Below are 12,381 nucleotides of genomic sequence, written 5' to 3'. Positions count from 1 at the left end.
CGGTCCCCGCACCTACCCGGCCTCCTCGGCGGCCTGCCACTCGGCGGTCGGCATCGGCGTCGGCCGACGCAGGAACAGCACCGCGACCACGCCGATCAGCAGCACGGCCGCCGGCAGCAGGATCGCCTGCGCCATGGCCGTCGAGAACGGCTCGGCGACCTGCGGAGGCAGCGTGCCCTCGCCGAAACCCGCCGCCGCTTCGGAGGCACCCGGGAGGTTCGCCTCGAGGCGCGCCTGCATGAACACGGCGATCGACGCCGAGCCGAGCACCGATCCGATCGTGCGCATGGTGTTGTAGATGCCCGCTCCGGCGCCGGCCTGACGCGGCGCGAGGTTGCGCGTCGCGGTCGTCGCGAGCGGACCCCACATGCCGGCATTTCCGACGCCCATGATGAACGACGGGATGAGGAACATCCAGATCGGGGTGTCGACGTTCATCAGGAACGAGTAGAGGACGAGCGACCCCGTCACGAGCAGCAGGCCGGGGACGAGCAGGACGCGCGGGTCGGTGCGGTCGAGCCAGCGCCCGGCGATCGGCGAGAGCACACCGGCGGCGACGGCCATCGGCACGAGCAGCAGCGCCGCCTCGGTCGGGGTGAGACCGCGGCCGAGCTGGATGAAGAACATCAGCGGCAGCGACATGCTCGTCACGGTGAACCCGACGGTCGCGATGCCGATGTTCGCCACCGAGAAGTTGCGGTCGCGGAACAGCTCCAGCGGCACGAGAGGCTCGCTCTTCGTCTTGGCCTGCTGCCAGATGAACAGCGCGAGCACGACGGCGCCGGCGAGGATCAGCCCCCACACCGTGATCGGGCCCCAGATCACGCCCCAGTCGTAGGTCTCGCCCTCCTGCAGGCCGAACACGATGAGGAACAGGGCGACCGCACTGAGCACCACGCCCACGAGGTCGAACTTGTGCGGGTGCGTCTCGAGCTTCGGCACGAGGATCCAGGCGAGGACGAAGCCCACGATCCCGACCGGGATGTTGATGAAGAAGATCCACTCCCAGCCGAGGCCGTCGACGAGCAGACCGCCGGCGAGCGGGCCGACGAGCATCGCGACCCCCGAGGTGGCGCCCCACAGCCCCATCGCCGCACCCCGCTGGTTCGGCGGGAAGGTGCGGGTGATGACGGCCATGGTCTGCGGCGTCATCATCGCGGCACCGAGGCCCTGTACGGCGCGGAACGCGATCAGCGCGCCGAGGGTCGGCGACAGGCCGCACGCGAGCGAGGCCAGCGTGAACACCGCGAGCCCGATGAGGTAGATGTTCTTCGGACCGAACCGGTCGCCCAGGCGACCGGTGATGAGCAGCGGCACCGCGTACGCCAGGAGGTACGCCGACGTCACCCACACCACGTTGTCGAGGTTGTTCGTCTCCGGGTCGAGCGCCGCCTTGATGGCCGGGTTCGCCACCGACACGATCGTCGTGTCGACGAGGATCATGAAGAACCCGATGACCAGTGCCCAGAGGGCGGGCCAGGCGCTGCGCGGACCCTTGGAGGGGCGAGCGGATGCCGCGGCCCGGGTCGTCTGTTCCGTCATCGCATCCTTCATGTCGCTCCATGTCGAAGAGTCCGGGGGGACTCTACGCCTCCTCCACGCCCACGCGGGTCGATCCCGGAGATCCCGCGCGCGACGCCCGCCCACGCGCGAGGCCGAGGCGGCAGCGCGGCCCGGGATAATGGGCAGGTGACGAGCCCCCTCGAACTGCCCGGCTGGCGGCATGTGTACTCCGGCAAGGTCCGCGACCTGTACGTCCCCGCTGACGCGGCCCACGCCGCCACGGCCGAGCGCATGCTCGTCGTCGCGAGCGACCGTGTGAGCGCGTTCGACCACGTGCTGTCGCCCGGCATCCCCGACAAGGGCGTGCTGCTGACCACGCTCAGCCTGTGGTGGTTCGACCGGCTGGCCGGCGCGGACGGCGGGCGCAGCATCCCGAACCATCTCGCGTCGTCGCACGTGCTGACCCTCGGCGCGGACGGCGAGGCGAACACCGCCGATGATCTGCAGTCGTTGATCCCGGATGCCGTCACGGGCCGCGCCATGGTCGTGAAGAGCCTCGACATGCAGCCGATCGAATGCGTCGTGCGCGGCTACCTCACCGGCTCGGGGTGGGCCGAGTACCGCGAGAACGGCACGGTGTGCGGCATCGCCCTGCCGGCGGGGCTGCAGAACGGCGACCGGCTGCCCGAGCCGATCTACACCCCGGCGTGGAAGGCACCGATGGGCGAGCACGACGAGAACATCTCGTACGAGCGCACCGTGGAGCTCGTGGGCGCGGAGCGCGCCGCCGAGCTGCGCGACCTGTCGCTCGAGATCTACACACGGGCCGCGCGCACCGCCGAGCAGCACGGTGTGATCCTCGCAGACACGAAGTTCGAGTTCGGCATCGACGACGACGGCGTGATGACGCTCGCCGACGAGGTGCTCACGAGCGATTCGTCGCGGTACTGGGATGCCGCGGCCTGGGCTTCGGGCACGACGCCCGAGGAGCGCATGGCGAGCTTCGACAAGCAGATCGTGCGCGACTGGCTGGCCGCGAACTGGCCGGCTCCGCGCGAGGGCGAGCCGCCGGCGCTCCCCGCCGACGTGATCGAGCGCACCACGGCCCGCTACCGCGAGCTGCTCGAGCGTCTCACCGCCGCCTGACCCCGGATCTCCGCCGTCCCGCACCGTCGCTAGGGTGAGGGGCGCATCATCCTCGAGCGCAAGGAGCGCGCATGCCTCTGTGGACCCTTCACGGCAACGGCCGGACCGTCGAACCCGGCCAGGTGGTCACTCCCGGCGAGCGGCTGAACTGGCCGGCGACGGTGGCGATCGGCGCGCAGCACGTCGTCGCGATGTTCGGCGCCACGTTCCTGGTGCCGGTGATCACGGGCTTCCCCGTCTCGACGACCCTCTTCTTCTCGGGCATCGGCACGCTGCTCTTCCTCGTCGTCACCCGCAACAAGCTCCCCAGCTACCTCGGCTCGTCGTTCGCGTTCATCGCGCCGGTGACTGCGGCGACCGCGTCGCAGGGCATGGGCTCCGCCCTCGCCGGCATCGTCGCCGTCGGCGTCCTGCTTGCGGCGGTCGGCTTCGTCGTGCAGTTCGCGGGCATGGGCTGGATCGACAAGCTCATGCCGCCGGTGGTCGCCGGTGCGATCGTCGCGCTGATCGGTTTCAACCTCGCCCCGGTCGCGTGGGACAACTTCGAGCAGCAGCCGGTGACGGCATCCGTCACCCTCGTCGCGGTGATCCTGTTCAGCGTGCTGTTCCGCGGCTTCCTCGGCCGCATCTCGATCTTCCTCGGCGTGATCGTGGGCTACGTCGTCGCCCTGCTCTTCGGCGAGGTCGACTTCTCCGCCGCCGACGAGGCGGACTGGTTCGGGCTGCCCGAGTTCCACCTCGCCGACTTCGCCGCGCCCGGCACGTGGAGCGTCATCGCGATGTTCCTGCCCGTGGTGCTCGTGCTGATCGCAGAGAACGTGGGTCACGTACGCGGTGTGGCGACGATGACGGATGCCTCGGTCAACCAGCACACTGGCCGTGCACTCATCGCCGACGGGGCCGCGACCACGCTCGCCGGCTTCTTCGGCGGCTCGGGAACGACGACGTACGGCGAGAACATCGGCGTCATGGCTGCGACCCGCGTGTACTCGACGGCGGCCTACTGGGTCGCCGGCGTCGTGGCCGTGCTGCTGGCGCTGTCGCCGAAGATCGGTGCCGTGATCGCCTCGGTGCCGGCGGGTGTGCTCGGCGGCGTGACGACGGCCCTCTACGGACTCATCGGCATCATCGGCATCAAGATCTGGGTCGACAACCGCGTGGACTTCTCGCGGCCGGTCAACCAGTACACCGGCGCCGTCTCCCTCGTCATCGCGATCGCGGGCTTCACGATGCAGTGGGGTGAGTTCCAGCTCGGCGCGATCGTGATCGGGGCCGCCGCGGCCCTGCTGATCTACCACCTCGGCAACGCCATCGCGCGCTGGCGCAAGACGGGTGCGGACGACGGCGGCCCGATCCCGGCGGTCGGTCCGCTCGGCGGCGACCCCGAGAACGCACCGGTGCGCTGAGGCAGTCCACGCCCGGAATACCGGGCGGGACGAGATAGTTGTAGGTACACATGACTGATCTCCCCGCAGACCACGGCGACCGGCTCGCCGCCGACACGTCGATGGGCGCCGTGACGCTGCTCGTGGGCGACCTCGACGCGATGACGGCGTACTACCGCGACGTCGTGACGCTGCAGGTGCTCGCAGCCGAGGGCGACACCGTGACGCTCGGCCGCGCCGGGCGCCCGATCGTGGTCCTCCGGTACGAGCCGTCGCTGCGGCAGGCGACGCCCGGGTCGGCGGGGCTGTTCCACACGGCGATCCTCTTCGAGACGCAGACCGCTCTGGCTGCGGCGCTGTACTCGGTCGCGCGTCATGCGCCCGGAACGTTCACCGGATCGGCCGACCACCTCGTCAGCCAGGCGTTCTACTTCACCGACCCCGAGGGCAACGGCATCGAGCTGTACTGGGACCGCGCGCGCACGGAGTGGTCGTGGACGCACGGGCAGGTCGAGATGGCGACCCTGTACCTCGACCCGAACAGCTTCCTCGGCGAGCACCTCACCGAGGAGGCCGCACTCGGCGCGACGGCCGGGGACGCGGCATCCGTCGGTCACGTGCATCTCTCCGTGGGGGATGTCGCGACCGCCCGCTCCTTCTACATCGACGCACTCGGGTTCGACGCGACCGCGACACTGGGCGACCAGGCGCTGTTCGTGAGCGCCGGCGGCTACCACCACCACATGGCGATGAACGTGTGGAACTCGCGTGGAGCCGGCCCCCGCATGCCTGCGCTCGGCCTCGGACGCGTCGACCTCGCGCTGCCCGACGCCGACGCGATGGGCGAGCTCTCCGAGCGGCTGCGGCACCACGGGTTTCAGGTACGCGACGACGGCCGCGACCTGTCGTTCGACGACCCCTGGGCGAACCTTCTCGTCGCGACGGCGCCCGGCCAGGGCTGACCCGCGCTCCCACTCTCGAATTTGGTTCGGTGTACGCGGGGAACAGGCCGGGTGCTCAGACGGAGTCGCGGACGACGAGCTCGGTCTCGAGGATCGTCACGTGCCGCGGGTGGCGGCCGGCGAGCAGGTCGAGCAGCACCGTCGCCATCCGCTCGCCCTGTGCGAACGACGGCTGGCGCATGGTCGTCAGCTGCGGCGTCACCGACGTGGCGACCGGCGAGTCGTCGAAGCCCATGATCGCGATGTCCTCCGGAACGCGCAGTCCGGCCGAGGCCAGCACCGTGAGGGCGCCGCGGGCCATGAGGTCGCTCGCGATGAAGATCGCGTCGGGCCGCGCGCCGGCCGCGAGGATAGCGCGCATCGCGTCGGCACCCCCGTCGGCGGTGAAGTTGCCGTCGACGACCTCGCCCTCGGGCAGATCCCACGCCCGCAGCGCGTCGCGGTAGCCCTGCAGGCGGTCGACGCCGGCCGGCATGGTCAGAGGTCCGGTGATGGTCGCGATGTTCCGGTGTCCGCGCTCGATCAGGTACGTCGTCGCGTCGTGTCCGCCGCGGACGTTGTCGACGTCGACGTAGTAGTCGCGCTCGCGCTCGCGCACGGGCCGACCGCCGTAGACGACCGGCACGGCCGAGGCGATGCGGTCGATGAAGCTGTCGCTCGTGTGGTGCGACACGATGATCGCGCCGTCGACCGCGCCGCTGCGCACGTAGCTCGTGGTCTTGTCGCCCGGGTCGTCGTTCGCGATGAACAGGTTGAGCACGTAGTCCGACCGGCTCAGCCGCGCGTTGATGCCCGACACGATCGCCGCGAAGAAGGGGTCGCCGAAGAACCGCGTGGTGTCTTCGGGCACGACGAGCGCGATCGCGTGCGTCTGCCGGCTCGCGAGCGAGCGGGCGGCGCGGTTGGGCACGTAGTTGAGGTCCGAGATCGCGCGCTTGACCGCCTCGAGCGCCTCGGGGCTCACGGCCGTCGAGCCGTTCACGACCCGCGAGACCGTCGATCGGGAGACACCCGCAGCCGCGGCGACCTCCTCGATCGTCACCGATCCGCGCATCGCGTCCGTCGTCATGCCGTCTGCCTTTCCTTCCGGGATGCTACGACCCGACGGTCGCCGTCTCTCGCTCCAGCTCGCGCGCGGCGATGATGCGGCTGTACTCGCGACCGCTGTCCTTCACCGTGCGCAGCTGGGTGTCGTAGTCGACCCGGACGATGCCGAACCGCTTCTCGTACCCCCACGCCCACTCGAAGTTGTCGAGGAGCGACCAGTAGAAGTATCCCCGCACATCGACCCCGGCTTCCACCGCGTCGAGGATCGCGCCCAGGTGCGAGCGGACGAAGTCGGCGCGCTCGGCGTCGTGCACGCGCACCTCGCCGTCCTCGACGACGCGCTCGTCGTCGTAGGCGGCGCCGTTCTCGGTGACGAAGAGAACCGTGCCTGCCGGCTGCGCGTACTCGTCCCACACCCGCTCGAGCAGGCGCGTGAGTCCCTCGGGCTGCACCTCCCAGTGCATCGGCGTGCGGGGCAGGCCGCGCTCGTGCCAGAAGATGCCCTCGTGCGACGGGAAGGGCGAGGCGCCGGGCCGGTCGGTCGGCGCGTCGCCGCCGATCGGCGCCACGGCGGGCGCGTGTCCGCCGACGAACTCGCCGTGGTAGTAGTTCACTCCCAGCGTGTCGATGGGCGTCGAGATGGCCTCGAGGTCGCCCGGGCGCACCGCGGACTCCCACGCGGCGATGGCCGCGGCATCCACCTTCCGGATGTCTTCCACCACATCGGCCGGGTACGCTCCGCGGAACACCGGGTCGAGGAACCAGCGGTTGAACTGGCCGTCGATGCGACGCGCGGCATCGAGGTCGGCGGGGTCGTTCTCGTCGACCGGGTCGGCGACGGTCAGGTTCAGCGTGAGGCCGAGGTTGAGCGACGCGTCGCGCGCCCGCAGCTCGCGCACGGTCTGACCGTGACCGAGCAGCAGGTGGTGCGCAGCCAGCACGCCCTCCTCGACGCTGTAGTGACCCGGCGCGTGAAGACCTGCGGTGTAGCTGAGGAACGACGAGCACCACGGCTCGTTGAGCGTCGTCCAGACGTTCACCCGGTCGCCGAGCGCATCGTGCATGTCGAGCGCGTACTCGGTGAACCTGTCGGCGGTGTCGCGGTTCGCCCAGCCGCCCTTCTCCTGCAGCGCCTGCGGCAGGTCCCAGTGGTACAGGGTCAGCCAGGGCAGGATGTCGGCATCCAGCAGCTCATCGACCAGCCGCTTGTAGAAGTCGACGCCCTGGGCGTTGAGCGCGCCGCCGTCGGGCCGCACGCGCGACCACGACGTCGAGAAGCGGTACGTCTGCAAGCCCATCGACTTCATCAGCGCGACGTCGTCGGCGTAGCGGTGGTAGTGGTCGCACGCGACGTCGCCGTTGTCGGCGTTGATGACGGCTCCCGGAACGCGGCAGAAGGCATCCCAGATGGAGGCACGGCGGCCGTCCTCGAGGGCGGCCCCCTCGATCTGGAAGGCGGCGGTGGCCGCGCCGAAGAGGAAGTTCGACGGGAAGGCGCGCGCAGTGGTCGCGGTCATGCGGACGGCGTCCTTTCTGAAGTGGTTCGAAAAGAGGGGGCGGGATGCCGCGGGTCAGCCCTTTACGGCGCCGGCCATGATGCCGCTGACGAGCTGCTTGCCCGCGAAGGCGAAGAGGATCAGCAGCGGGATGGTCGACAGCAGCACCCCGGCGAGGACGACCGAGTAGTCGACGAAGTAGTTCGACTGCAGCAGCGACAGCGCCACGGGCAGCGTCGGGTTCTGCCGGTCGAGCACGATGAACGGCCAGAAGAAGTTGTTCCAGGCACCCACGAACGTGAAGAGGAACAGCATCGCCGCAGCCGGTCGCGCCGCCGTGACGCCGATCACCCAGAAGGTGCGGATCATGGATGCCCCGTCGACGCGCGCCGCCTCGATCAGCTCGTCGGGCACGGACTGCTGCAGGTACTGCGTCATCCAGAACACGCCGAACGCGCTGGTGAGCGCGGGGATGATGATCGCGCCGATCTGACCGGTCCAGCCGAGGTCGGCGAACAGGATGTAGAGCGGCACGACGCCCAGCTGCATGGGCACGGCCATCGTCGCGACGACGAAGACGAGCAGGGCCTTGCTGCCGCGGAAGCGCAGCTTCGCGAACGCCCAGCCCGCGAGCGTCGAGGTGATGACGACGGCGGCGGCGATGAGGGTCGAGCTGTAGATCGAGTTCCACAGCGCCGGCCAGAAGTTCACGGCCGGGTCGTTCATCACCGACGTCGCGTTGGCGATGAAGTTGCCGCCGGGGATCCACGACATGTTCGGGTCGTTGATCGTCGACGAGTCGCCCGACCCGATGAGGAACGACCAGTAGTAGGGGAACACCGCCGACAGGATCACGATGCCGAGGCCGGCGTAGACCCAGAACCCCGGGCGGTAGCCGCGGATCTTGGTCGTGCGGTTGTTGCGACGACGCGCGGCCTCCTGCGGGATGCCCTCTTCGATGGTCGCGAGCGGCGGAGGAGTGCTGATGCTCATCGGCGGATTCCCTTCTTGCGCGGCGACACGACGCCGCGGCCGCCCTCGTCTCGGACGAGTCTTCGGGTGACCATGAGGTTGATGAGGCCGATCACGAGGATGATGAGGAACAGGATCCATGCGAGTGCCGCCGCCCGCCCGAAGTTCCACTCGCGCCAGCCGATGTTGTAGAGGAACAGGGTGATCGTCAGCCACTGCTGCGCCGCCCCGCCTTCACCGGTGTTGTCGTACATGCGCGGCTCGTCGAAGATCTGCAGACCGCCGATCGTCGACGTGATGATCACGAAGATCAGCGTCGGGCGCAGCGAGGGCACCGTGATCGAGATGAACTGGCGGAACGCGCCGGCACCGTCGACGGTCGCCGCTTCGTAGTAGTCGCGCGGGATGGCCTGCATCGCGGCGAGGAGGATCAGCGCGTTGTAGCCGGTCCACCGGAAGTTGACCATGGTGGCGATGGCGATGTGGCTCCAGAACGGGTCCTTGTGCCACGGGATCGGCTGGAGTCCGAGGTCGGTGAGGATGTTGTTCACGAGGCCGTGGTTGTCGCCGAACATGTTGCTGAAGATCAGGGCGACGGCGACCGGTGCCATCACGTAGGGCAGCAGCACGCCCATGCGCCAGAACGTCTTGGCGCGGATGTTGCGGTCGAGCATCGCGGCGATGAAGATCGCGAGGATGAGCTGCGGCACCGTGGACAGCAGGAAGATGCTGAAGGTGTTGCGCAGCGCCGTCCAGAACTGCGGGTTCTGCAGGATCCAGATGTACTGGTCGAAGCCGACGAACTCGCCGGAGTTGCGCACCAGGTCCCAGTTCTGGAACGAGATCACCGCGGTGTAGGCGATCGGGAACAGGCCGACGATCGCGAAGACGATGAAGAACGGCGAGATGTAGAGGTACGGCGAGAGCTTGAGGTCCCAGCGGCTGAGGCGGTGGGAGAAGGAGATCACGCGCGGCTGGCGTACCGGAGTCGGCCGGTCGGCCGGCCCGGATGCCGTGGGGCGGGTTGCGGTCGAGGTCACCGGAGGCTCCGATTCATTGTTCGGGGAGAGGCGGGGCGGTGCAGGAGGAGTGCACGCGGGCCGGGTGAGACCCGCGCACACTCCTCCTTCGGTCAGACCACGGCCGGGCGAGCGGCCGTGGTGGCTAGGCCACGCCTATCAGAAGGCCTCGACCTCGGCGACCCAGGTGTCCCACGAGGTCTGCTCGTCCTCGACACCGTCGAAGACGCGCGTGACCGCGTTCTGGAGCGCGTCGTGGTACTTGAAGTAGCTCGCGTCCTTGAAGGGAGCGACCGTGACGGCCTCGGCGCGGGTGCTGAGGATCTCACCGGTCGGAGCGTCGTTGAAGTACTCGTTCGTCGCGTCGGTGAGGGTCGGGTCCTCGTACGCCTCGAGCTGGCTGGGGAAGGTGCCCGCGTTGGTGAACGCCTTGACCTGCTGCTCGGGGGCGGTGAGCCAGTCGGCCAGCGCGAGCGCTGCGTCGACGTTGGCGCCGTTGGCGGGAACGGTCAGGTACGAGCCGCCCCAGTTGCCGCCGCCGTTCGGGAAGACATCGGCGATGTCCCAGCCGGTGACGTCGGGAGCGTTGCCCGAGATGACGCCGAGCATCCAGCCCGGGCAGAGCATCGTGGCGAACTCGCCGTTGGCCATCGAGGCGAACCAGTCGTCGGACCACTGGCCGGCGTAGGCCGAGTTCGGGACCGCGCGCTCGGTGACGAGCTCGTAGGCAGCCTGGATCTCGGGGTTGTCGGTGGCGATGACCGTGCCGTCGGGCTCGGTGTACGTGTACTCGATCTGGTTGACGATGCCCTGGAGCACCGAGTTCGCCGAGTCGATCATCGGCTTGCCGGTGGCTTCCTTGTACTGGTCGGCGACGTCGAGGAAGTTCTCCCAGTCGCCGTCGAACAGCTCGGCGACGCCCTCGCGGTCGCTGGGCAGCCCGGCGGCCTCGAACAGGTCGGCGCGGTAGCAGATGCCCTGCGGGCCGATGTCGGTGCCGAAGCCGACAAGACGTCCGTCGCCGTCGGTGGCGGCGGCTTCCTTCCAGTCGAGCCAGCGGCCCTTGACGCTGTCGGGAGCCTCGGCGAGCAGGTCGGAGTACTGCATCGCCTCAGCGAACCAGTCGATCTCGACTGCCTCGATGTCGGCGAGACCCTCCTTGCCCAGCTTCTGGAAGTAGTTCGCGCGCGCGTCGCCGGACTCGGCGGCGCGGTTGTGGACGATCGTCACGTTCGGGTTCTCGTCCATGTACTCCTGGAGGAGCTCATCGGTGTAGCCGAAGTCGTTGAACGTGGCGATGGTGAGCGTGATGGGCTCGTCGGAATCTGCCGACGGCTGGCCGCCGCCGCCGCCGGCGCAGCCGGCGAGGACGATGGCCGAGGCCGAGAAGGCGGCGACTGCCACTGCGCTTCGACGGAAGGCGCGTGAGTTCACTGTCACTCCTTTGTGTTGTCAGGGTCGAAATGTGTTGCAGGGTGTGAGCGGTTCGGGACGGGTGCCGGACCGCGGTGCCATGGGAGCGTTCCCACCGGACTGAGCATCACCGTATGGGATCGCTCCCACGGATGTCAAGGGAGCGCTCCCACGAACGTGTCACGGTTGCATCACGACACATGGCACGACCCCGGGCGACGAGCGGATGCCTCGGCCCGTAGACTGGGGACAACCCTTCCCGCGACTCCTGGAGCTCTCGTATGCCCACCATCGTCGTCGACGTCATGCCCAAGGCCGAGCTGCTCGACCCGCAGGGGAAGGCTGTCTCCGGCGCTCTCGCGCGTCTGGGTCAGGACGCGTTCACCTCGGTGCGCATCGGCAAGCGGTTCGAGCTCACCGTCGAGGGGGAGGTCACCGACGAGGTGCTCGCCACTGCGCGTCAGGTCGCCGACGAGATCCTCTCCAACTCCGTGATCGAGGATGTGGTCGGCGTCGAGGTGGTCGAGTGACCGCCCGCATCGGTGTCATCACCTTCCCCGGGTCGCTCGACGACCGCGACGCCCACCGCGCGATCGAGCTCGCCGGCGGCGAGGCCGTCGCCCTGTGGCACGGCTCGCACGACCTCGAGGGCGTCGACGCGCTCGTGCTCCCCGGCGGATTCAGCTACGGCGACTATCTGCGCGCCGGTGCGATCGCGGCGCTCGCGCCGATCATGGCGGAGGTGAAGGATGCCGCCGCCAAGGGCATGCCCGTGCTCGGCATCTGCAACGGCTTCCAGATGCTCGTCGAGGCGCACCTGCTGCCCGGCGGCCTGATCCGCAACGCGCACCAGCAGTTCATCCGCCGCGACCAGAAGCTTCGCGTCGAGAACAACGACACCGCCTGGACGAGCGACTTCGCCACGGGCCAGGAGATCGTCATCCCGCTCAAGAACGCCGACGGCGGGTACATCGCCTCGGAGTCCGAACTCGACCGCCTCGAGGGCGAAGGGCTCGTCGCGTTCCGCTACCTCGGCGTGAACCCCAACGGCTCCCTTCGCGACATCGCCGGCCTCACCAACGCGCGCGGCAATGTGGTGGGCCTCATGCCGCACCCCGAGCACGCCGTCGAGGCCGGCTTCGGCCCCGACACCGCGGCCGCCATGCGCTCCGGCGTCGACGGCCTGCCGTTCTTCACCTCGGCGATCGCCGCCGTGGTCGGCGCGGCCGTCTGACGCGCAGCTCGTCCTTTTCCCGCGAGACAGCGCAGGCACGACGAAACGACGTCTGCCGCACGTCGTCTCGTCGCCGATGCGATGTCTCGCGGGCGTGGGTGAGGGCGGCGCGGTGCTGCGCTCGCGCGCGTTTCCGGCGCCTGAGGCCACGGCATCCGCTCCTCGCCCCCGCCTCTCCGCCGAAACATCGAATACACGGCGAGA

11 protein-coding genes are annotated in these 12,381 nt (G+C 69.3%); 5 read left to right on the top strand and 6 right to left on the bottom strand.

The window, feature by feature from the left end; all coding sequences use genetic code 11:
• Positions 1-12 precede the first annotated feature (12 nt).
• The gene (locus tag H9622_RS05910) at positions 13-1,542 is read right to left on the bottom strand and encodes a DHA2 family efflux MFS transporter permease subunit (protein WP_191765128.1); all 1,530 of its coding nucleotides are present in this window, start codon (positions 1,540-1,542) and stop codon (positions 13-15) included.
• 147 nt (positions 1,543-1,689) lie between these two features.
• On the opposite strand from H9622_RS05910, the gene H9622_RS05905 reads away from it, so the two are divergent.
• The 3 genes from H9622_RS05905 (at position 1,690) to H9622_RS05895 (ending at position 4,996) form a co-directional block, all read left to right on the top strand.
• Positions 1,690-2,649, top strand: coding sequence for a phosphoribosylaminoimidazolesuccinocarboxamide synthase (locus H9622_RS05905; RefSeq protein WP_191765126.1), 960 nt, complete (start codon positions 1,690-1,692; stop codon positions 2,647-2,649).
• Positions 2,650-2,720: 71 nt separating this feature from the next.
• Positions 2,721-4,055 (top strand): uracil-xanthine permease family protein, encoded by a 1,335-nt coding sequence (locus H9622_RS05900; RefSeq protein WP_191765124.1) that lies wholly within the window; start codon positions 2,721-2,723, stop codon positions 4,053-4,055.
• Between the two features lie 50 nt (positions 4,056-4,105).
• Positions 4,106-4,996, top strand: a complete 891-nt coding sequence (locus H9622_RS05895; protein WP_225221561.1) for a VOC family protein — start codon at positions 4,106-4,108, stop codon at positions 4,994-4,996.
• Between the two features lie 55 nt (positions 4,997-5,051).
• Here H9622_RS05895 and H9622_RS05890 read toward each other — a convergent pair whose 3' ends face one another.
• The 5 genes from H9622_RS05890 to H9622_RS05870 all read right to left on the bottom strand — a co-directional run bounded on the left by H9622_RS05890 (position 5,052) and on the right by H9622_RS05870 (position 10,964).
• Complete coding sequence (locus H9622_RS05890) at positions 5,052-6,065, bottom strand: LacI family DNA-binding transcriptional regulator (RefSeq protein WP_191765122.1); 1,014 nt, start codon at positions 6,063-6,065, stop codon at positions 5,052-5,054.
• Positions 6,066-6,090: 25 nt separating this feature from the next.
• Positions 6,091-7,560: a glycoside hydrolase family 1 protein gene (locus H9622_RS05885; protein ID WP_191765120.1), complete on the bottom strand. Its 1,470-nt coding sequence runs from the start codon at positions 7,558-7,560 to the stop codon at positions 6,091-6,093.
• Between the two features lie 54 nt (positions 7,561-7,614).
• Entirely contained in the window at positions 7,615-8,532 is a 918-nt protein-coding gene (locus H9622_RS05880) for a carbohydrate ABC transporter permease (protein ID WP_191765118.1), read from the bottom strand.
• A complete protein-coding gene (locus H9622_RS05875; protein WP_191765116.1) occupies positions 8,529-9,551 on the bottom strand; it encodes a carbohydrate ABC transporter permease in 1,023 nt (340 codons plus the stop codon). The genes H9622_RS05880 and H9622_RS05875 overlap by 4 nt, the downstream gene beginning before the upstream one ends.
• Positions 9,552-9,689: 138 nt before the next feature.
• Positions 9,690-10,964, bottom strand: coding sequence for an ABC transporter substrate-binding protein (locus H9622_RS05870; protein ID WP_191765113.1), 1,275 nt, complete (start codon positions 10,962-10,964; stop codon positions 9,690-9,692).
• Between the two features lie 260 nt (positions 10,965-11,224).
• On the opposite strand from H9622_RS05870, the gene purS reads away from it, so the two are divergent.
• Both purS and purQ read left to right on the top strand, forming a co-directional pair.
• Entirely contained in the window at positions 11,225-11,473 is a 249-nt protein-coding gene (purS, locus tag H9622_RS05865; RefSeq protein ID WP_191765111.1) for a phosphoribosylformylglycinamidine synthase subunit PurS, read from the top strand.
• The gene (gene purQ / locus H9622_RS05860) at positions 11,470-12,177 is read left to right on the top strand and encodes a phosphoribosylformylglycinamidine synthase subunit PurQ (RefSeq protein ID WP_191765109.1); all 708 of its coding nucleotides are present in this window, start codon (positions 11,470-11,472) and stop codon (positions 12,175-12,177) included. The genes purS and purQ overlap by 4 nt, the downstream gene beginning before the upstream one ends.
• Positions 12,178-12,381 lie beyond the last annotated feature (204 nt).

It is taken from the genome of Microbacterium gallinarum (assembly GCF_014837165.1).
In the GTDB taxonomy this organism is placed as follows: domain Bacteria; phylum Actinomycetota; class Actinomycetes; order Actinomycetales; family Microbacteriaceae; genus Microbacterium; species Microbacterium gallinarum.
Note: the sequence above shows the minus strand (reverse complement) of the source record. Positions and strands in the feature narration are given on the sequence as shown.

Coding starts and splice junctions, on each gene's coding strand:
- H9622_RS05890 (WP_191765122.1), bottom strand. CDS start 6,065: ATGACGACGGACGCGATGCGCGGATCGGTGACGATCGAGGAGGTCGCC.
- H9622_RS05895 (WP_225221561.1), top strand. CDS start 4,106: ATGACTGATCTCCCCGCAGACCACGGCGACCGGCTCGCCGCCGACACG.
- H9622_RS05900 (WP_191765124.1), top strand. CDS start 2,721: ATGCCTCTGTGGACCCTTCACGGCAACGGCCGGACCGTCGAACCCGGC.
- H9622_RS05885 (WP_191765120.1), bottom strand. CDS start 7,560: ATGACCGCGACCACTGCGCGCGCCTTCCCGTCGAACTTCCTCTTCGGC.
- purS (WP_191765111.1), top strand. CDS start 11,225: ATGCCCACCATCGTCGTCGACGTCATGCCCAAGGCCGAGCTGCTCGAC.
- H9622_RS05880 (WP_191765118.1), bottom strand. CDS start 8,532: ATGAGCATCAGCACTCCTCCGCCGCTCGCGACCATCGAAGAGGGCATC.
- H9622_RS05910 (WP_191765128.1), bottom strand. CDS start 1,542: ATGACGGAACAGACGACCCGGGCCGCGGCATCCGCTCGCCCCTCCAAG.